The sequence below is a fragment of the Streptomyces sp. NPDC002788 genome (assembly GCF_053592115.1).
Window position 1 is genome coordinate 225,535 of sequence record NZ_JBSFVB010000001.1, and the last position, 18,322, is coordinate 243,856.

The window sequence follows — 18,322 nt, forward strand, 5'->3', positions numbered from 1 at the left end:
ACTGGCACCTTTCAGAGCGGCACCCGCAGGGGTGTCTCCTCACTTCCGTCGGCCGGCGGAAGTGAGGCAGGTGTTCACAGCCAGCCGTTGCGTCGGAAGGTCCGGTGCAGCAGGGCAGCGGCGCCGGCCATCACGGCGATGGCGACCGGGTATCCGTACGTCCAGCTCAGTTCCGGCATGTGTGCGAAGTTCATGCCGTAGATGCCGGCGACGAGGGTCGGGGTGGCCAGGATGGCGGCCCAGGAGGAGATGCGGCGCATGTCGTCGTTCTGCCAGGTCCCCACCCGCGCGAGGTGGGCCTCGGGGGCGGAGTTGAGCAGCTCGTCCAGGGAGCGCACCTCGGTGTCGGTGCGGTGCGTGTGGTCGGCGACGTCACGGAAGTACGGCGGCATCTCCTCGGGCCACCCGGCGTGGGGGCCTGCGAAGTCCTGCACCACCGGGACCAAGGGCTGGACGGCGTCACGGAATTCGAGAACCATCCAGATTCACCCGGCAGAACTCGCGTTCGCCGACCCGCTTCAGACTGTCCAGCACCGCCGCCAGGCCGCCGTCGGCCTGCCCGCAGTCCACCTGCTCCGGCTCGCCCGGCGACTCACGGTAGATGACACACCTCATACTCCACGCCTGCACCGCCCCGCCGAGTACATGCCTGCCGCCCCTCGACGGGCAGCCGCCGGACCCGTCGCCCGCACGTGAGGGTCACACTTCCTGCACACGGTCTGGCTTTCCGTCTCGCCGGGCGGGGCTACCCGAATGGAAAAAGCCACCTCCGAGAGGAGTCGTCGTGCTCTTCGCCGCCTTCCTGCTGCCCTTGGGGCTGCTGTGCCTGGTCCTGGCACTCGGCCGCTATGAGGAATGGCTGCTCGGGCAGACCGCACCCCGGCAGCCGGCGCGCCATGCCAAAACCAGGCGCCACTTGTCCCTCGTCCCGCGCACAGGCCCACCCGGGCAGTCGGTCGGCAGCGGGTCCGGCCATCGGCGGGTCGCCGACGCGGCATGACCGGGTGCTGGACCTCCTCGATCCGGCGGGTGAGGGCCGGACGGGACGTGAGGCGCGGCGCCAGACCACGCGACCCGGGCGGGCATAGCGCAAGGACCCAAGGACCCCTTATGTAGTGCGTGTTTCTGATCCCGCAGGTGATTTGGTGCTGAAGGGGGCAGCCAGCGGGAGCTGGTGCTGTCACGCTGGGTGCCGTTAGTGGCTGGTGACACGGTTCTTACCGGTATCCCCGACACGCGGCCCGCTCCGCCGATGCACGGGCCCGCACGACCACCAACTCGCCCTCGAGCACTACCTGTTCAAGTGCAGCGCCTTCGATCTGGTGGATCAACAGGTCCTGGAGGAGCACATCATCCACAGCCGTTCATGATCGCGGGCGTGGTACCCCTCCGTGGCTCCGGCACCAAAGGTTTAAGAACCTGAATTCAGGCGTCGCCGTCGACCCTCCACGCTGAGGGGCGCGTTCCTGTGTCTCCCAGCCCCGCACTTCTCGCTCGTCATAACTGAACTATGGTACAAGTAGTACGTGAGTTCAACTACTGAGGGTGGGGCGTGATGAGCATGGGACAGCCAGCGCGCGCTGGGCGGCGCGAGTGGATTGGTCTTGCGCTGTTGGCGCTGCCGACCATGCTGCTGGGGCTCGATGTGACGGCGCTCTACCTCGTCCTTCCGAGCCTGGCCGCGGACCTGAATCCGACCGCGACGGAGACGCTGTGGATCATGGATGCCTACGGCTTCCTCATCGCGGGCTTCCTGATCACGATGGGGACATTGGGCGACCGGATCGGACGGCGCCGGTTGCTGATGATCGGAGCGGCGGCATTTGGCGCAACCTCGGTCTTTGCAGCGTTCGCTCCCAGCGCCCTATGGCTGATCGTGGCGCGGGCACTGCTCGGAGTGGCCGGCGCAACGCTCATGCCCTCGACACTGTCGCTGATCAGCAACATGTTCACCAACGTTCGGCAGCGGGCGTTGGCGATCGGCGTATGGGCAACAATGTTTGCCCTGGGGATGGCGGCAGGCCCAGTCGCGGGCGGGGCACTGGTCGCCAGCTTCTGGTGGGGCGCAGTCTTCCTCATCGCCGTGCCGGTTGCGATGCTGGTGCTGGCTGGTGCACCGGTGCTGCTGCCGGAGTACCGGGCTCCCGCCGGTCGTCTCGACCTACTGAGCGTTGGGCTGTCCCTCGCGGCGATGCTGCCGATCATCTACGCGATCAAGCATGCGGCCGCCGGCGGCGTCGACATCCAGGCATTGGCCGCTGTCCTCGTCGGTGGTAGCGCCGCAGTCGCGTTCGTCCGTCGTCAGCTGCGCCTAAGCGAGCCGCTGCTGGACATGAAACTCTTTGCCAGTGGGGTCTTCTCCGCAGCTCTGTCCGTCTTGTTGATCGGCCTGGTCGGGTTCGGCGGAGTGATGTTCCTGGTCACCCAGTACCTGCAACTCGTCGAAGGCCTCTCGCCGACGGCGGCTGGCCTGTGGATGGGGCCGCCCGCACTGGCTATGCTCATCGGCGCCATCGGTGCCCCGCTCATGGCCGGTCGCGTGTCACCTGGCGTCGTCATGTCGGCCACCTTGGTGCTGTCGCTGTCCGGATACGCCCTGCTCGCCCTCGCAGGGACGGACAGCAAGCTGAGCGTGATCACTGGATTCGCGTTCGCCTACCTCGGACTCGGGGTCATCGCCGCGCTCGGTACCGAGATCGTCGTGGGTGCGGCACCGTCGGAGCAGTCCGGATCGGCGGCCGCTCTCTCCGAGACCGTTCAAGAACTTGGCATCGCGGCAGGGGTTGCACTCCTGGGAAGCCTCACCACCGCGATCTACCGAAGCAAGGCCGAGGCCCCGTCCGGGCTATCCCCATCCGCGGCGGATACCTACAGCGACAGTCTCTCCGGAGCCTCCTCCCTTACGAACCAGCTGCCAGCCCGGGCTCTCGACCACGCACGAACCGCGTTCACCAGCGGACTCAACACCACCGCGGTGGTAGCAGGCATCGCCATGACGGCTGCTTCGCTGGCCTGCTTTACGACACTGCGACACCTCCGGCCCCTCGGCGACGCCGACCGTGAGGCGGAGCCGATAGCCTCGACAAGCAAGAGCGGCGACACCTGGTGAGCGAGATGATGGCGGCTGAACACGACACTGTCGATGGGCGCAAACTACGCGGTCAACGCCGCCGGGCCCAGATTATCGAGGCAACGCTCGCGATCGTCCGCCGCGACGGCGCCACTGGTGTCACCCACCGCACCGTCGCCAAGGAGGCGGGGATCACCACCAGTCTGACCCTCTACTACTTCGCGACCTTGGACGACCTGTTGGTCGCCGCCCTGACCAGCGTCACGGATGAGTACACCCACCGCATCCGTCAAATCATCGAGTCCGAGGACGACCCACTCGACGGTCTTGCTCAACTCATCGCCGAATCCGCCGGCCCGGGCCGGGCGCGTGCACTCGCCGAACGGGAATTGTCGACCCTGGCGGCTCGCCGACCCGCCCTACGACCAGTAGCACGACGCTGGCGCGACAACGTCGCGGAACTTGCCCGAACACACACCGACGATCCCGATGTGATTGAAGCCTTCGTCGCCCTGTCCGACGGCCTGTGCGCAGCCATCCTCCTCAACAACGACGAGGCCGACCCAGACCACATCCGCGCCGTCCTCAGCAAAGCACTACAGCGAACTCGCCAATAGCGTCTTGCCGACATTAACGAGTCCTGACCGGCGTCACGAATGTCCTGCCCCGCAACAGCTAGCAGTCTCTGGTACCAGCCGCCGCACGCGCGGAAGGCATGGGGTGCGGGGAGTTGCGGGTGGCCGCCGAGGTCTGAGACTGAAAACCCGCAGGCCACCGGGCCAGTGGCCCCACTGTCCGGCTGATCCAACCTGACCGGGCGCGGGGGACGCCCCCGTTCAGCCGTCGGCCGACGGCGGCTTCCTCGGCCAGCTGGGTGTGGCGCCTTTCCGTGAGAGGCGCCTGGTCATGAGGGTGATGGCGGCCCAAGTGATCAGGGTCCCGGAGTGCTGGATGAGCCGTTCGTAGTCCCTTGCGTGGCGGCGGGCATGCATCATCCACGCGAGCGACCTCTCGACCACCCGGCGACGTGGCAGCACAACGAAGCCGGAGGCGTCCTTGGGACGGCTGACCGGCTTGATCGTCAGGTTGAGGTGCTGTTTCGCCCAGTCGACAAGCTTCCCGGCATAGGCCGAGTCGGCCCACACGATCGTGATCTCGGGGTGCATCAGGCGCAGACGGCAGAGGACTTCCTTGGCCGCCGCGGCGTCATGCAGATCGGCGTGGGTGACCATGACCATGAGGGGCAGGCCACGGGTGTCGACGACCCCGCTCGGCGGCCTGGTCCTTCAACGCGGCAAGCCCCGAGCGGACCTGGCTCGGGCTCAGGTCGCTGGCGCGTACCAGCTGATGGAATTCGAGGCCGGCGGGTCTGGCCTCGAATAGCACGAACCTGAGGGTGTCCGCGTGGCGTCTGGCTGCATCGCCCCGTCGCCGCGAGGCGCGGGCATGCCTACTCGCCCTTCAGCAGACGGGTTAGCTCGTCATCCATGTCGACCTTGCCCGTGTCGACTGCCTGTTCGATCCAGTCGAGGGTGGCCCGCGCCTTGGCGACGTTCTGGTGCACGATCGTGCGTTCGTCGTCGTTCAGGGTGCGGTCACGCAGGCCGGGAACGGTCCGGCCGGTGGCTGCGACGCAGGAGTGGCAGGCGGTGACCAGGTCCAGGAACTCCACCCGACCGGTCGATCGCGCGGATCGCCGGTGCGACGGGACTGGTGCGGTCGAAGTCCTCGCGGGCCTGCCGGCCGCGTTCGGCCTGGGCCTGGTTGACCTGGAAGCGGGCGGTGTCGTCGCTCATCGCCCTGAAGGCGACGTCCGGCCTGCGCAGCAAGCCGGTGACCGCAGTCGCGGCCCGACCGGCGCTCCGGGACACGACGCCAGCGTAGGGCTCCAGGCTACTCAGAACCGGGGATCAGAAACACGCACTTATAGACCGAGGCCGCCGTCAGGAGGGCCATGAGCAGCCCCACCGGCGGACCAGCGACCGGTGGTCTCCCGGCGGGGTGCCGCGATGTGAGGGCGCCGCCGGATGCGAGGACCCCGACCGGATGCCACTCTGGAACTCACGGCAGTGCAGGAGGTGCGGTCATGGGCGTAGCAGAGATGAGGCAGCGGGCCAAGGACATGGCCGACAGCTTGCTGCACAAAGGTCAGGGCGGTCAGCGCGGCAAGGCGCGCCACAAGACCCAGGGACGCAACAAGCTCCTCGAGGACCAGATGAAGAGGCTGCAGGAACGGCGGCACCGGCGTCGGTGACCCAGTCCCACGCGAGTGCCGACCCACACGTGCCGAGCGGACGCTCGCCCGGACGTTCGGTGTGACGCCCTGTAGCCCCAGGGCGACAGGGCGTCCGCTTCGCCCCCTCGCGGGTTCCTGGTCGGCATGGCCCTCGGCCGGTGTCGGCTCGTCGGCTTCTCCACGTTCGCGCTCGTCAGATCGTCTTCTCCTTTCAGATCGTCACGCAGCTCTTCGACAGCGAAGGCGCGTTCTTCGAGGTGTCGGGACGGCCGCCCTCGGGGAGCCCTGGGCGGCCTGCCCTTCACTCTGGGGTGGACGGCCATGGCACACCGCCGTCGCGAGCGCACTCGCGCCCGTCATCCCGCTCTCGGGGCGGATCGCGGAATGCTGGTGACGCCATGCGCATGTTCTGTGTCCTCGCCGTCCTGGTGGCCGCGAACCTGCTCAACAATTGGCTCGCGCCCGGCGCCTACGTACTCACCTGCGTCGTCACGGCTGCCGCACTCCTGCTGATCGCCCGGTGGGACGGTCTCACCCCCGCCGATCTCGGGCTCGACACGGCTGCCTTGTACCGGGGGCTGCGATGGGCATCGGTCCTGGTGGGCGCGGTTCTCGCCGTCTTCTTGATCGGGCTTGCCCTGCCGGCCACCAGGGCGGCGTTCGAAGACGAGCGCGCCGCGGGCCTGACCCTCGGGCAGCTGCTGTGGCGGGTGCTGATCCGGGTTCCGGTCGGCACCGTGCTGCTGGAGGAGGTCGCCTTCCGCGGTGTCCTGTGGGCCATGGTGCGGCGTCGGCGTGGTATCGCGTGGGCGACGGCCGTCTCGTCGTCGCTGTTCGGGCTCTGGCATGTGCTTCCCTCGCGCGGGCTGAGCCGGGCCAACGCGGCCGCAGCGGTCCTCGGTACGGGACCGGCAGGCAGCGCGCTGTCGGTCGCGGCCGCGGTCGTCGCCACGACCGCAGCCGGGGTCGTCCTGTGCGAGCTGCGGCGCCGGTCCGGCAGTCTGCTCGCGCCCGCGGCGCTGCACTGGGCCGTCAACGGCTTCGGCTATGTGCTGGCCTGGGCCGCACCTCGGTGGCGGGGCGAGGGCTGACGCCGCAGCGCTGGATGCACCACAGGCGGTGGTTTCCGGCCAGCCCCTCGCCCAGCTGCCGGCACGCACATGCCCCACCGGGCGCCCTCAGAGGTCGCTCGGCAGGCCGAGGCCGGTCAGGGCGCCGACCGGGTCAAGGTCGGGGGTGCCGCGGGGCCACCAGTCCTCGCGACCCGGCTCGGACTCGTAGGCGTACCACAGGCCGTCGCGGCCGAGGCGGAGCTGGATGTGGCCGTGCGGGTGGGTGAGGTGGTTGCGCCAGGGGCGGAAGGCGGGCAGGTCGGCGGCGAGGAGAAGCGGCCGGGCCCGGTCGAAACGGCCGGCCGGCGGGTCCCACGGCTCCTCCAGTACGGCGAGGCCCTCGGGTCCGCCCTGGCGCCAGGCGGCGACCGCGCGGGCCAGCTCGGACGGGGTGCGGCCGGCCGCGGAGGCGAGGGAGGAGTAGAGCGCCCGGGTGCCCGCGGTGAGCCCCGCCCCGGGCCGGGCCGCGGCCAGGCGGACCGCGTCCTGCCAGAAGGTCAGCTGCCCGACCGGGTCACGGCCGGTGGTGAGCAGGGCGTGGGCCCGGGCGGCGGCGTCCGTGGCCAGCTGGTCCAACGCGAAGGGGTCCGGGCCGCCGGGGGACGCCGGGTAGGCCGGGGGCTGCTCGGGGTGCGGGGGCGGGGGCAGCGGCGCGGGGAGGGGCGGCAGGGTGCGCGCCGCGAGGACCTCGGTGGCTCGCACTCCGGGCGTCGGTGCCGGTTCCTTGTCCTGGGCGGCGCGCGCCGCACGGGTGGCGCTCAGCCGGGACAGCGCGTCCAGGAGTTCCCGTTCGCCCCGGCCGCGCAGCAGGAGCAGGACGAAGGGGTCGGTGTCGAGCAGCCGGGCGGTCTGGTAGCAGAGGGCGGCGGCGTGCTTGCAGGGGTGTGCGCGGTCGGGACAGCTGCACCGCGGCTCCAGGTCACCGGGGCCGGGAAGCAGGGGGACTCCGCAGTCGGCCAGGGACTGGGGCATCTCCTTGTCGAGGAGCGCGGCGATGTGCCCGGGACGGTCGGCCGCGACGTCCAGGAGACGGTCCCAGTCGGTGTCGTCGAGCGTGCGCAGCCGCACCTGGACGCGGTACGGGCGGGGGCGGCTGCCCTGCACGTACGCCAGGACGAGCCCCGGGGTCACCGTGATGGCGTCGACGTTCCCCTGCTCGGCGTATCCCCGCCCGCGCTCCAGCCGCTTGGCGTCCAGCGCGCCCTGCTCAAGCGCGGCGACCCAGGCGTTCCCCCACCAGCTCGCGGCGAAGGTCTCGCCCTGCCGGGGCGGGAAGCGCGGGAAGGTGCGGCGGAGGTCGTTGTCGCGGTCGGGGGCGGCCATGGAGCGGAGGGTTGTGCGGGGGGTGGAGCGGGAGCGGGTGGGGTTGGTGGTCCCGGGGGTCGGGGTCTCCGGGTGACTGGTGCCAGGGGCGCGGGGCGGGGCCGCGCCCAGGGCTGAGGTAGGGGCTGGTGCCGCCGGGTGGCTGAGCCCGGGGGTGCGGGTCGGGGCCCCGCCCGGGGCTGACGTCGAGGCGGCGCCCGGGGCTGAGGTCGGGGCTGGTGTCGCCGGGTGGTCTGATCCCGTGGCGGGGTCCCCGGCCGCCGCATCACCGGTTCGGGACACGGAGTTTCGGGACGCCGGATCGGTTCCGGACACGGAGTCCCGGGACGCCGGATCACCGGTTCCGGACGCGAAATCCCGGGACGCCGGATCACCGGTTCCGGACGCGAAATCCCGGGACACCATGCCACCGGCTCCGGGCGCGTGGCCACGCGGCGCGAGGCCACGGGTCTCGGGTTCGAAACCCCGGAACGCCGGGTCACCGGTCTCGGACACGAAGTCCCGGGACGCCGGATCGCCGGTACCGGACGCGAGGCGGCCCCGGCGCTCCGACTCCCCGGTCTCAGCCGGAGGAGCCGAGTGCTCCGGCGGCGTTCCCGGGCTCCCCGTGCGGTCCGGGCTCTCCGGATTCGGAGCGGCAGGCCCGCGCAGCAAGTCGGTCATACGAGGGGACGAGCTCCCCTGTCCGGTCGTCTCGTCAGGGTCGTCGGACGTCGCGTCCGGCTCGTTGGACAGGCCCGGCATCCGGAACGCGTCGGACAGCAACTCCCGCACGTCACGCGCTCCCCCGCCGCCGGCGTGTTCGCGCGCCCGCCGCGCGGCCGCCGCCCTCTCGTCGACCGCGCTCTGCCGGGCCCGGCGCCTTCGCCGGGCGCCTTCCCTCTCTGTCTCTTCCCTCGCCCGCCGCGCGTCGTCCCGCGCCGCGCGCAGCGCCTCGCGCGCGATGTCCGCCGCGCGGGACTCGGACCGGTCGGTGTCGCTGCCGCCCCGAGCAGCCGAAGCCCGCTCGTCTTCCTCCGCACCCGTGGGTGCGCCGGCCGACGAGGTCCCCACCGGGCCCTCCGGCGGATCGGCGAACGTGTCCGGCTCCGACGAGGGTGTTCCCGCTGCCGGGGTGTCCTCGGGCGCACCGGCATCAGCCGGAGCGCCCTCCTCGCTCGCCCGGCCCTCACCGCCCCGGCCGCTCCCCCGGTGCCCGGACACCGCCCTCCGCAGTGCCTCGCGGGCCGCGTCTCCCGGTCGGGTGCTCTCCTGGCCGGCAGCTTCCGGGGCCGCGGACGGTGCCGGTCGGGCCGCCGGATCCGTCTCCGGGGCCTGCGCCGCCGCCCGCTCCCGGGCCGCCCGCAGGGCCCGGCGGGCCTCGTCGGCCGGACGGGCGCTCATGACGTCCTCCCCGGGGGCGGGAGGAGGCGCTGGCAGGGCGTCATGACGACCTCCGCAGGGACACCAGGTCCGACAGCTCGCGGTCCGTCAGTTCCGTGAGGGACGACTCACCCGAGCCGAGGATCGCGTCCGCCAGGGCGCGCTTGGCGTGGAGCATCTCGGCGATGCGGTCCTCGACCGTGCCCTCGGTGATGAGTCGGTGGACCTGGACGGGCTGGGTCTGGCCGATGCGGTAGGCGCGGTCGGTGGCCTGCTCCTCGACGGCCGGGTTCCACCAGCGGTCGAAGTGGACGACGTGGCCCGCGCGGGTGAGGTTCAGACCCGTGCCCGCCGCCTTGAGCGACAGCACCAGGACCGGGGTCGCGCCGGACTGGAAGCGGTCCACCATGCGCTCCCGCTCCGGGACCGGGGTGCCGCCGTGGAGGAGGTCGACCGGGACCGCCCGGGTGGCCAGGTGGGAGGTGATCAGGCGGGCCATCCCGACGTACTGGGTGAAGACCAGAGCGGAGCCGTCTTCAGCGAGCAGGGTGTCCAAGAGCTCGTCCAGCAACGCGAGTTTGCCGGAGCGGGCAGCGAGCCGGTCACCGCCGGGCAGGGCGTGGTCCTCCTTCAGGTACAGCGCGGGGTGGTTGCAGATCTGCTTCAGCGAGGTCAGGAGCTTGAGGACCAGGCCCCGCCGGGCCATGCCCTCGGAGGTCTCGATGGCGAGCATCGACTCGCGGACCACCGCCTCGTACAGCGCGGCCTGTTCACGGGTGAGCGGGACCGGGTGATCGGTCTCCGTCTTGGGCGGCAGTTCGGGGACGATGCCCGGGTCGGACTTCTTGCGGCGCAGCAGGAAGGGCCGGACCAGGCGGGCGAGGCGCTCCACCGCCTCCTCGTCCTCGCCGCTCTCCACCGCTCGGGCGTGCCGGGCGCGGAAGGACTTCAGCGGGCCGAGCAGGCCCGGCGTCGTCCAGTCGAGCAGCGCCCACAGCTCCGAGAGGTTGTTCTCGACGGGCGTGCCGGTGAGAGCGACGCGCGCGGGGGACGGGATGGTGCGCAGGGCCTTGGCCGTCGCGGAGTAGGGGTTCTTGACGTGTTGTGCCTCGTCGGCGACGACCATGCCCCAGGCCTGCTCGGCCAGGGCGGGGGCCGCCGAGCGCATCGTGCCGTACGTGGTGAGGACGAAGCCGCCGTCCAGGCCGTCCAGGCTGCGGTCGGGGCCGTGGAAGCGGCGGACGGGGACGCCGGGGGCGAAGCGGGTGATCTCCCGCTGCCAGTTGCCGAGCAGCGAGGCCGGGCAGACGACCAGGGTCGGTTCGCGGCGGGCCCGCTTCAGGTGCAGGGCGATGAGCGTGACGGTCTTGCCGAGGCCCATGTCGTCGGCGAGGCAGCCGCCGAGGCCGAGGGATGTCATCAGGTCGAGCCAGCCCAGGCCGCGGAGCTGGTAGTCGCGGAGGGTGGCGTGCAGGCCCGGGGGCGGCTCGGCCGGGCGGATCCCGGCGGTCAGGCGGTCCCGCAGGGTCGCCAGGGCGCCGACGGGTACGGCCTCGACGGTCTCGCCGTCCACCTCGGCGGCGCCGGTGAGGGCGACGGACAGGGCGTCGACCGGGTCGAGCAGACCCAGGTCCCGCTTGCGGGCCTTGCGGACGAGGGCCGGGTCGACGAGCACCCACTGGTCGCGCAGGCGGACCACCGGGCGGTGGGCCTCGGCGAGGGTGTCCATCTCGGCGTCGGTGAGCGGGTCGCCGCCGAGCGCCAACTGCCAGCGGAAGCCGAGCAGGTCCTCGCTCTCGAAGAAACCGGCGCCGTCGGTCGCCGAGCCGGGCGCCGGACGGACCACCGCCGCGGCGGACAGGTCCTGCGCCAGGTCCCGCGGCCAGTGCACGGCGACCCCGGCCGCGGCGAGCCGCGTGGCCGCGACACCGAGCAGGTCGCTCAGCTCGTCCTCGGTCAGCGCCAGCACGTCGGGCACGTCCTGGTCGGTGAGCCGGTCGAGCGGGGGCCAGATCCGGGCCGCCCGGCGGACGGCGAGGGCCGCGTCCACCCGCGCGCGAGGGCCGAAGGCGTCGTCGGCCTCGCCCGCCCACAGGGCTGCCGCGTCGGCCACGAGGGTGGGGTCGGCGAGGCTGTGCACCTGGACGACGGCCGCGCCTGCACTGCGGGCGCCGCCGTCGGAGGCGCCGTCGAACAGGTCGTAGGCCGACAGGTCCAGGCGGAGCGAGATCCGCACGCCCGCGTCCATGCCGGCGGCGACCTCGGCGGCCCAGTCGTGGGCGGCGGGCAGATGATGGGCCTCGCGGGCGGCGAAGGGCCTGCCGGAGGTGTGGGGCGCGGCCGGGGTGCGGGGCAGTGTGTCGGCGACCGCGTCGAGGAAGGCGCGGATGAGTGCTTCCGGCTCGGGCAGGCGGATGGGGCGCGGGCCGGGCAGCGGCATCGCGTGCCCCTCGTACGGCAGGGCTGCGGCCACCGCGCGCAGGTGCGCGATGTCGTCCGGGTCGAGGGGGCCGGCGCGCCAGGCGTCGTGGCCGGTGGCGGTCAGGCCCGGCAGCAGCCGGCCCCGCGCGGTGAGCCGCAGGGCGTGCAGGGCGGCCGCTCCCCAGCAGGCGGTGGCGGGGTGGGCCGCGGGGTCGTGCCGGGCGCGCACCAGGAGCGGCAGGGCCGCGTCCAGCGGGAGGGACAGCGCCGGGGTGGTGCGCCGCCGGACGCCCGCGCCGTGCCGTCGTACGACGGTCAGCTCGGTGTCCTCCGCGTCCTCGGCGTCCGCTGCGGGCAGCGGCTCGCCCTCGGGGTCCCAGAAGACGACCCGCCCGTCGCGCGGGAGTGGTGCGGGAAGGAAGACGGCCGGGAACCGGGCCGGGACCGCCGCGTCCCCCGCCCGCTCGGCCACCGCAGCCGTGTCGCCCATACGTCCTGCCACCTCCCGCCCGTGTGTCGGATCAGTTGTCTCCGACTCTACGGGCGGGGTCTGACAAACGGTCCCGGCAGCGGAGTCAGGGCACGGTCCGGGACACGACGTACACCCAGGGGTACGCCGGGTTGGACAGGTCCACGACCACGTCGTGCGTGGGGGCCGGGTTCTTCTGCCGGTGGACGAAGCCGTACCAGGCGTCGCCCGCGGGGAACTTCCAGCCGGTGACCTTCCGGTCGCGGGCGCCGATGGTGATGTCGCCCTTCTTCAGGTCCTCGCGGGTCACGCCCAGGCCCGTCAGGTAGGCGTCAAGTCCGGCCGCGTTGGTCTCGAACTGGGCGTACAGGCGGCTGGTCTTCCAGTTGTTGGTCTCGTAGTACGCCACGTGCCAGGCCGGGTGCGGGACGGGCACCTGGTAGATGCGGCGCTGGAGCTTGGAGGGCCAGCCGGCGGTCAGGCCGGTCGCCGAGTACTTCGCCTCCTTGTCCTTGCCGCTGTCGCGGCTCTGGTTCGCGGAGATCACCAGGTAGCCGGCCGGGATGCCGATGAGCAGCACGATGATCAGCAGGGTGAGCGCCCTGCGGCGGATCATGTGGCGGCGGTCCTCGACGGGACGGTCCGGCTCGTCGGGCCACGAGCCCTGGTGGGGCAGGGAAGCGGTCACAACGTCTCCTGGGTACTGCGGAGCGACTGTGTGTACCGCTCGTAGCGCTCGAACCGCTCCACGCGGCGGCGCTTGGCGCGGCGGAAGCGGCGGGCGACCAGCCGGGCGAGGTCGGCGGCGCCGACCATGCCGGCCTCCGGGCCGAGCTGGGCCCGGACGATGCGGGCCTCGGGGCGGTAGCCGCGGCCGGTGAGGTGCCGCTTGAAGGCGTCCCGGGCGGGGCCGATCAGCAGGTCGTCGGCGGCCGAGACCCCGCCGCCGATCACGAAGCAGGACGGGTCGAGGGCGGCGGCGAGGTTGGCGATGCCGACGCCGAGCCACTGGCCGATGTCCTGGAGCAGTTCGATGCACATGGCGTCGCCGTCGCGGGCCAGCTCGGTGATCATCGGGCCGGTGATGTCGCCGATGTTGCCCTTGACGTGCTCGATGATCCCGTACGCGACCGGCGAGTCGGCGGCGGCCAGTTCGCGGGCCTCGCGGACCAGGGCGTTGCCGGAGCTGTACTGCTCCCAGCAGCCGCGGTTGCCGCAGGGGCAGCGGTGGCCGCCGGGCACGACCTGCATATGGCCGAACTCGCCGGCGACGCCGTACTTGCCGCGCTTGACCTGGCCGTCCTCCAGGATCGCGCCGCCGATGCCGGTGCCCAGCGTGATCATGACGAGGTGGTCCTCGCCGCGGCCGGCGCCGAAGCGCCATTCCGCCCAGGCGGCGGTGTTGGCGTCGTTGTCCACGAGGACCGGTACGGAGAGCCGGCCCGAGAGGCGGTCGCGGAGCGGTTCGTTGCGCCAGGACAGGTGCGGGGCGAACAGCACCCGGTTGCGGTCGGCGTCGACCCAGCCGGCCGCGCCGATGCCGACGGCGTGCACGTCGTGCCGGTCGGAGAGGTCCAGGACCAGCTCGGCGATCGTGTCCTCGACGACCTTGGGGCTCTTGGACTTGTCCGGGGTCTCCGTGCGGAGCATCTCCAGGATGTTGCCGTCGGCGTCGACGACGCCCGCCATCACCTTCGTACCGCCGATGTCGATGCCGACCGTCGGCACGCGGGGGGCCGTCAGGTGTGAGCGGCGCTCCCGGGTGCCGACCGTGCGGAGCACGGTGGCACGGCGGGAGCCGATGGGGGCGGAGAAGTCGCGGTAGGTGCTCATCGCCGCCGATTCTGCCTCACGGGGAGGCGGAGTGCGGAGCTCAGGGGCGGAGCGGATCCATGACGAGTGCGGGCATGTGGGGGCTGAGCGCGCGGTCCCCCGCGCGCCTCGGGAACTCTTACGACCGCACGAGCAATTGGAACTCGAACGAATAGCGGGTCGGGCGGTACGTGTGCGTTCCGTACTCCACCGCACGGCCCGTGTCGTCGAATGTGACGCGTTGCATGGTCAGGAGCGGCGCGCCTGTCTCCTCCGCCAGGCGGTCCGCCTCCGCCGTCGTCGCCGCTCGCGCGCCGATGGACTGGCGGGCGCTGTGCAGGGTGATGCCTGCCGCTCGCATCAGGCGGTAGAGGCCCGTGTTCTCCAGCTGGCCCGTGTCGAGGTCGACGAGGCCGGGAGGAAGGAAGTTGCAGAGGTAGGCCATTGGCTCGCCGTGGGCGAGGCGCAGGCGTTCCACCCGGTGGATGTCGCTGTCCTCGGCGACCCCGAGGGCGGCGGCGACCTCGGCCGAGGCGGGGACGAGCGTGTTGACGAGGACCTTGGTGGCGGGGCGCTGGCCCGCGGCCTCCAGGTCGTCGTAGAGGCTGCTGAGCTCCAGCGGGCGTTTGACCTGGCTGTGCACGACCTGGGTGCCCACGCCGCGGCGGCGGACGAGGAGGCCCTTGTCGACGAGCGACTGGATGGCCTGGCGGACGGTCGGCCGGGACAGGCCGAGCCGGGCGGCGAGTTCGATCTCGTTGCCCAGCAGGCTGCCGGGGGTCAGCGTGCCGTGTTCGATCGCGGCCTCCAGCTGCTGGGACAGCTGGAAGTACAACGGCACGGGGGAGCTGCGGTCCACGCTCAGCTCGAGCTGCACGGTCGGGTCCACTTCTGGTTTCGGCACGGGCCGAGCGTAGCTCCGTGCGCTGTTGACGGGAAGTCGTGTAGTCAGATTGTCCTGACATGCGGATTGACAGTGGCGGGCCGCGCACGCACTTTGTTTCCATGCGCATCGGCGTCATCGGTACGGGCCGCATCGGCACGATCCACGCGAACACGCTCAGCAGGCACCGCGACGTGGGCTCCCTGATCCTCACGGACGCGGACCCCGCGCGGGCCCAGGAACTGGCGCACCGGCTGGGTGAGACGGCGGCGCCGGGCGTGGAGGAGATCTTCCGCTGGGGGGTCGACGCCGTGGTGATCACGACGGCGACGTCGGCCCACGCCGAACTGATCGGTCGGGCGGCACGGTCGGGCCTGCCGGTGTTCTGCGAGAAGCCCATCGCGCTGGATCTGCCGGGGTCGATGAGCGCGATCGCCGAGGTGGAGACGGCCGGGACGGTGCTCCAGATGGGCTTCCAGCGCCGCTTCGACGCGGGCTACACGGGTGCGCGCGAGGCCGTGCGGTCCGGCAGGCTGGGGCGGTTGCACACCGTGCGGGCGCTGACCAGCGACCAGGCACCGCCGCCCGCCGCCTGGCTGCCGCTGTCCGGCGGGCTGTACCGGGACACGCTGATCCACGACTTCGACGTACTGCGCTGGGTGACGGGCCGGGAGGTTGCGGAGGTGTACGCGTCCGGGTCCGACGCCGGGCCCGCGATGTTCCGCGAGGCAGGTGACGTCGACACCGGCGCCGCGCTGCTCACGCTGGACGACGGCACGCTCGCCACGGTCACCGCGACCCGGTTGAACGGGGCCGGCTACGACGTGCGCATGGAGGTCGCCGGGGAGATCGACCAGATCGTGGTGGGCCTGGACGACCGTACGCCGATCGCGTCCACCGAGCCGACCGGACCGCCGGCCGCGGACAAGCCCTGGACCGGCTTCCTGGAGCGTTTCGGCTCGGCCTACGAAGCGGAGTTGAACGCGTTCGTCGAGGTCGTCCGGGGCGAGCGGGCCAACCCCTGCGACGGGCGCGAGGCCCTGCAGGCGCTGCGGGTCGCCGAGGCGTGCGAGGTGTCACGCCGGGAGCGCAAGCCGGTCCGCCTCGCGGAGATCGCCGGCGGGACCTCCGCCGCGTACGTCTGACGGCGAGGGTGAGGGTGAGGGTGAGGTCAGCTTCCTTCCCGCTCCTCCAGCAGGCCCGCGTCGTAGGCGAGCAGCGCGATCTGCACACGGTTGTTGAGGTCGAGTTTGGCCAGGACGCGCGAGACGTGCGTCTTGACGGTGGCGACGCTCATGAAGAGGCCGGTGGCGATCTCGGCGTTGGCCAGGCCCCGGCCGACCGCGACGGCGACCTCGCGCTCGCGGTCGTTGAGGAGGGCCATGCGTTCCCGCGCGCGGTGGTGGCGCGTGTCGACGGCGGAGCCGACCGCGTGCTGCATCAACTGGCGGGTGACGGTGGGCGACAGGACCGGGTCGCCGGCCGCGACCCGGCGCACCGCCGCGAGGATCTCGGCCGGCGGGGTGTCCTTGAGGACGAAACCGGCGGCGCCGGCACGCAGGGCCCGCAGCACCTGCTCGTCGGCGTGGAAGGTGGTGAGAACCACCACCTGCGGGGCGTCCTTGCGGGCGCGCAGCCGCTCCGTGGCGGTGAGGCCGTCGACCGTCGGCATCCGGATGTCCATGAGGACGACGTCCGGGCGGGTGCGGTCGACGAGCGCCTCCACCTCGGCGCCGTCGGCGGCCTCGCCGACGATCTCGATGTCGTCGGCGCCGCCCATCATGAAAGACAGCCCGGCCCGCACCAGCGGATCGTCATCGACGAGGAGCAGTCTGATCACAGTCATGCGCCCCACGTAATCACGGCCGGACGGCGGCGGGTACGGACGTGCGCCGGTTCCGCGCCAACCTCTCGTACCGGACGGCGGGTTGAGGCCCCCGTACCCAGCCGGACAGGGGCGGGGCGCGCTCACGACCACGGCAACCACGCCCGGACCTCGAAGCCGCCTGCGGGGGTGTGGCCGTGTTCGAGGCGTCCGCCCGCGAGGGTCGCCCGTTCCGTCAGGCCGATCAGGCCCTGTCCGGAGCCGGGGACGGGTGGTACGTCCCCCTCGGGGGGCGGATTGTGCACGCGGACGGTGAGGCCGTCGCCCGGTGCGCCGGTGATCGTGACCGCGACCTCCGTGCCGGGGGCGTGCTTGCGGGCGTTGGTCAGGCCCTCCTGGGCGATCCGGTAGGCGGTGCGGCCGACGGAGGCCGGGACGGCGGCGGGGTCGTCGACGCGCCGGTCCAGCAAGACCTTCATGCCGGCCTCCCGGGACTCGGCGACGAGCGTCTCCAGCGCCGCGAGCGTCGGCTGGGGCCGGCCGGTGTCGTCGGGCTCGCCCGCCCGCAGCACGCCGATGATCTCCCGCAGGTCCTGCAGGGCCTCGTGCGCGCTCTCCCGGATCACGCCCGCCGCCCGCACCGTCTCGGCCGGGGGCGCGTCGGGCCGGAACTCCAGGGCGCCCGCGTGCACGCTCAGCAGGGTCAGCCGGTGGGCGAGCACGTCGTGCATCTCCCGCGCGATGGCCTCACGGGCGAGCCGCTGCGCCTGCTCGGCCCGCAGCCGCGCCTCCGTCTCGGCACGCCGCGCGCGGTCCCTCAGACTCACCATGAGCTGCCGCTTGGCCCGGACGAACATGCCCCAGCCGACGATCGCCACGGTGAGCAGCACGGCGAAGAGCACGGCCACCAGGTAGGGGATGTCCGCGTCGGGGCGGAGCCAGTAGTAGAGGGGAACCAGCGCGGCGTTGACGCCGCCGACCCAGGCCACGTACCGGAAGGGGCGGTGCACGGCGAGGGTGAACAAGGCGATCAGGCCCGCGCCCCCGGCGGTGTCCGACACGCACGTGATGGGCGTCATCGCCACGGCCAGCCCCAGCGGCCAGCGACGGCGCAGCCAGACCGCCGCGCAGGCCAGCGCGCCGACCACCTGGTCGACTACGGCCAGCCAGGGCGGGACATGGGGATTGGCGACGAGCGCCTCGATGGCGAGGGCCCCCACCGTCACGGCCAGCACGAAGCAGGAGAAGTCGACGACCCAGTCGCGGGCGGTACGCCGGGGCCGCCGCCCGGCCCGTGCGGCGTCGGGGTCGAGTTCATGCAGGAGGGCCGACGGAAAGAACCATCTGCGCCCGGTGAACAGCGCGGGCGTCTCCCCCACCGTCACCGGGGAGGCCCGCCCCCCGTGGTCACCACTCACGATCGGCAAATCTACGCAGCCGCGGCCCGTTCCACCCGCCCTCGGGCGGGATCGTCGACCAAAGTCGCGGCGCCTCAGACTTTCGACGCGGCCGGCGGACCGGGACAGGGCCTTGTGTCCCCGGGTGCTCGCTCCGCAGGCCGATGTGCGTGGGGGCCGCGGGGGCGAGGGGCATGGCACGAAGCAGGTACTGGGGATTCTCGGCGTCCTCGCCCTGGTGCGGGGCGTGGCGGGCCTGGTGCACGAGTTCGTCGACCGGAACCGGGGCCTCGTACCGCGATGGGGTTTCCTGGACGGGTACGAGGTGTACGCGAGCGTCGCCCTGCTCGTGCTGGGCGCCGCCCTGTTCGCGGCGGCCGGGAGCCGGAAGTCCGTCTGAGCACCCGGGTGG

At 72.3% G+C, this 18,322-nt stretch carries 16 protein-coding genes and 3 pseudogenes; 7 read left to right on the plus strand and 12 right to left on the minus strand.

The genetic code is table 11. The features are described 5' to 3' along the window. Positions 1 to 74 precede the first annotated feature (74 nt). Positions 75 to 479 carry a CorA family divalent cation transporter gene (locus ACWD1U_RS00980; RefSeq protein ID WP_451103543.1) on the minus strand — a complete coding sequence of 135 codons (405 nt, stop codon included), beginning with the start codon at positions 477 to 479 and terminating at the stop codon, positions 75 to 77. Then, positions 460 to 615 (minus strand): hypothetical protein, encoded by a 156-nt coding sequence (locus ACWD1U_RS00985; RefSeq protein ID WP_451103544.1) that lies wholly within the window; start codon positions 613 to 615, stop codon positions 460 to 462. The genes ACWD1U_RS00980 and ACWD1U_RS00985 overlap by 20 nt, the downstream gene beginning before the upstream one ends. A 169-nt stretch (positions 616 to 784) precedes the next feature. Here ACWD1U_RS00985 and ACWD1U_RS00990 point away from each other — a divergent pair, with 169 nt between their 5' ends. The 3 genes from ACWD1U_RS00990 (at position 785) to ACWD1U_RS01000 (ending at position 3,687) form a co-directional block, all read left to right on the plus strand. Beyond that, the gene (locus ACWD1U_RS00990) at positions 785 to 1,000 is read left to right on the plus strand and encodes a hypothetical protein (protein ID WP_451103545.1); all 216 of its coding nucleotides are present in this window, start codon (positions 785 to 787) and stop codon (positions 998 to 1,000) included. A gap of 555 nt (positions 1,001 to 1,555) precedes the next feature. Next, entirely contained in the window at positions 1,556 to 3,109 is a 1,554-nt protein-coding gene (locus tag ACWD1U_RS00995; protein ID WP_451103546.1) for an MFS transporter, read from the plus strand. A 5-nt stretch (positions 3,110 to 3,114) separates the two neighbouring features. Next, positions 3,115 to 3,687, plus strand: coding sequence for a TetR/AcrR family transcriptional regulator (locus tag ACWD1U_RS01000; protein ID WP_451103953.1), 573 nt, complete (start codon positions 3,115 to 3,117; stop codon positions 3,685 to 3,687). A 237-nt stretch (positions 3,688 to 3,924) separates the two neighbouring features. Here the strand turns inward: ACWD1U_RS01000 and ACWD1U_RS01005 are convergent. From ACWD1U_RS01005 to ACWD1U_RS01015, 3 pseudogenes are all read right to left on the minus strand, one after another. Continuing rightward, positions 3,925 to 4,335: pseudogene (locus tag ACWD1U_RS01005) on the minus strand (transposase); the annotation flags it as partial. Beyond that, positions 4,316 to 4,513, minus strand: a pseudogene (locus tag ACWD1U_RS01010) (RacP protein); the annotation flags it as partial. The pseudogenes ACWD1U_RS01010 and ACWD1U_RS01005, both read right to left, overlap by 20 nt. Positions 4,514 to 4,520: 7 nt before the next feature. Beyond that, a pseudogene (locus ACWD1U_RS01015) lies at positions 4,521 to 4,920 on the minus strand (DUF6192 family protein); the annotation flags it as partial. A gap of 236 nt (positions 4,921 to 5,156) precedes the next feature. Here ACWD1U_RS01015 and ACWD1U_RS01020 point away from each other — a divergent pair. Both ACWD1U_RS01020 and ACWD1U_RS01025 read left to right on the plus strand, forming a co-directional pair. Next, complete coding sequence (locus ACWD1U_RS01020) at positions 5,157 to 5,324, plus strand: hypothetical protein (RefSeq protein ID WP_451103547.1); 168 nt, start codon at positions 5,157 to 5,159, stop codon at positions 5,322 to 5,324. Positions 5,325 to 5,704: 380 nt separating this feature from the next. After that, positions 5,705 to 6,397 carry a CPBP family glutamic-type intramembrane protease gene (locus ACWD1U_RS01025; protein WP_451103548.1) on the plus strand — a complete coding sequence of 231 codons (693 nt, stop codon included), beginning with the start codon at positions 5,705 to 5,707 and terminating at the stop codon, positions 6,395 to 6,397. Positions 6,398 to 6,484: 87 nt separating this feature from the next. Here ACWD1U_RS01025 and ACWD1U_RS01030 read toward each other — a convergent pair whose 3' ends face one another. The 5 genes from ACWD1U_RS01030 to ACWD1U_RS01050 all read right to left on the minus strand — a co-directional run bounded on the left by ACWD1U_RS01030 (position 6,485) and on the right by ACWD1U_RS01050 (position 14,682). Further along, the gene (locus ACWD1U_RS01030; RefSeq protein WP_451103549.1) at positions 6,485 to 9,124 is read right to left on the minus strand and encodes an SWIM zinc finger family protein; all 2,640 of its coding nucleotides are present in this window, start codon (positions 9,122 to 9,124) and stop codon (positions 6,485 to 6,487) included. A gap of 40 nt (positions 9,125 to 9,164) precedes the next feature. Continuing rightward, positions 9,165 to 12,014, minus strand: a complete 2,850-nt coding sequence (locus ACWD1U_RS01035) for a DEAD/DEAH box helicase (RefSeq protein ID WP_451103550.1) — start codon at positions 12,012 to 12,014, stop codon at positions 9,165 to 9,167. A gap of 85 nt (positions 12,015 to 12,099) precedes the next feature. After that, positions 12,100 to 12,681, minus strand: a complete 582-nt coding sequence (locus tag ACWD1U_RS01040) for a sugar kinase (RefSeq protein ID WP_451103551.1) — start codon at positions 12,679 to 12,681, stop codon at positions 12,100 to 12,102. Beyond that, positions 12,678 to 13,826 carry an ROK family glucokinase gene (locus ACWD1U_RS01045; protein WP_451103552.1) on the minus strand — a complete coding sequence of 383 codons (1,149 nt, stop codon included), beginning with the start codon at positions 13,824 to 13,826 and terminating at the stop codon, positions 12,678 to 12,680. The genes ACWD1U_RS01040 and ACWD1U_RS01045 overlap by 4 nt, the downstream gene beginning before the upstream one ends. A 118-nt stretch (positions 13,827 to 13,944) precedes the next feature. Then, on the minus strand, positions 13,945 to 14,682 hold the full coding sequence (locus tag ACWD1U_RS01050) for a GntR family transcriptional regulator (RefSeq protein ID WP_451103954.1): 738 nt from the start codon (positions 14,680 to 14,682) through the stop codon (positions 13,945 to 13,947). Positions 14,683 to 14,810: 128 nt separating this feature from the next. On the opposite strand from ACWD1U_RS01050, the gene ACWD1U_RS01055 reads away from it, so the two are divergent. Then, positions 14,811 to 15,833 carry a Gfo/Idh/MocA family protein gene (locus tag ACWD1U_RS01055; protein ID WP_451103553.1) on the plus strand — a complete coding sequence of 341 codons (1,023 nt, stop codon included), beginning with the start codon at positions 14,811 to 14,813 and terminating at the stop codon, positions 15,831 to 15,833. Positions 15,834 to 15,859: 26 nt separating this feature from the next. On the opposite strand, the gene ACWD1U_RS01060 is transcribed toward ACWD1U_RS01055, so the two are convergent. Together ACWD1U_RS01060 and ACWD1U_RS01065 are read right to left on the minus strand one after the other, a co-directional pair. Beyond that, complete coding sequence (locus ACWD1U_RS01060; protein WP_451103554.1) at positions 15,860 to 16,534, minus strand: response regulator transcription factor; 675 nt, start codon at positions 16,532 to 16,534, stop codon at positions 15,860 to 15,862. A 122-nt stretch (positions 16,535 to 16,656) separates the two neighbouring features. Then, on the minus strand, positions 16,657 to 17,874 hold the full coding sequence (locus ACWD1U_RS01065; RefSeq protein WP_451103955.1) for a histidine kinase: 1,218 nt from the start codon (positions 17,872 to 17,874) through the stop codon (positions 16,657 to 16,659). Between the two features lie 202 nt (positions 17,875 to 18,076). Here ACWD1U_RS01065 and ACWD1U_RS01070 point away from each other — a divergent pair, with 202 nt between their 5' ends. Next, the gene (locus tag ACWD1U_RS01070; protein WP_451103956.1) at positions 18,077 to 18,310 is read left to right on the plus strand and encodes a hypothetical protein; all 234 of its coding nucleotides are present in this window, start codon (positions 18,077 to 18,079) and stop codon (positions 18,308 to 18,310) included. The last annotated feature ends 12 nt before the right edge of the window (positions 18,311 to 18,322 follow it).

Bases quoted from the DNA above. Each gene is read 5' to 3' on its own strand.
- ACWD1U_RS00980 (WP_451103543.1), bottom strand. From the start codon at position 479: ATGGTTCTCGAATTCCGTGACGCCGTCCAGCCCTTGGTCCCGGTGGTG.
- ACWD1U_RS00985 (WP_451103544.1), bottom strand. From the start codon at position 615: ATGAGGTGTGTCATCTACCGTGAGTCGCCGGGCGAGCCGGAGCAGGTG.
- ACWD1U_RS00995 (WP_451103546.1), top strand. From the start codon at position 1,556: ATGAGCATGGGACAGCCAGCGCGCGCTGGGCGGCGCGAGTGGATTGGT.
- ACWD1U_RS01000 (WP_451103953.1), top strand. From the start codon at position 3,115: ATGATGGCGGCTGAACACGACACTGTCGATGGGCGCAAACTACGCGGT.
- ACWD1U_RS01020 (WP_451103547.1), top strand. From the start codon at position 5,157: ATGGGCGTAGCAGAGATGAGGCAGCGGGCCAAGGACATGGCCGACAGC.
- ACWD1U_RS01025 (WP_451103548.1), top strand. From the start codon at position 5,705: ATGCGCATGTTCTGTGTCCTCGCCGTCCTGGTGGCCGCGAACCTGCTC.
- ACWD1U_RS01030 (WP_451103549.1), bottom strand. From the start codon at position 9,124: ATGAGCGCCCGTCCGGCCGACGAGGCCCGCCGGGCCCTGCGGGCGGCC.
- ACWD1U_RS01035 (WP_451103550.1), bottom strand. From the start codon at position 12,014: ATGGGCGACACGGCTGCGGTGGCCGAGCGGGCGGGGGACGCGGCGGTC.
- ACWD1U_RS01045 (WP_451103552.1), bottom strand. From the start codon at position 13,826: ATGAGCACCTACCGCGACTTCTCCGCCCCCATCGGCTCCCGCCGTGCC.
- ACWD1U_RS01055 (WP_451103553.1), top strand. From the start codon at position 14,811: ATGCGCATCGGCGTCATCGGTACGGGCCGCATCGGCACGATCCACGCG.
- ACWD1U_RS01060 (WP_451103554.1), bottom strand. From the start codon at position 16,534: ATGACTGTGATCAGACTGCTCCTCGTCGATGACGATCCGCTGGTGCGG.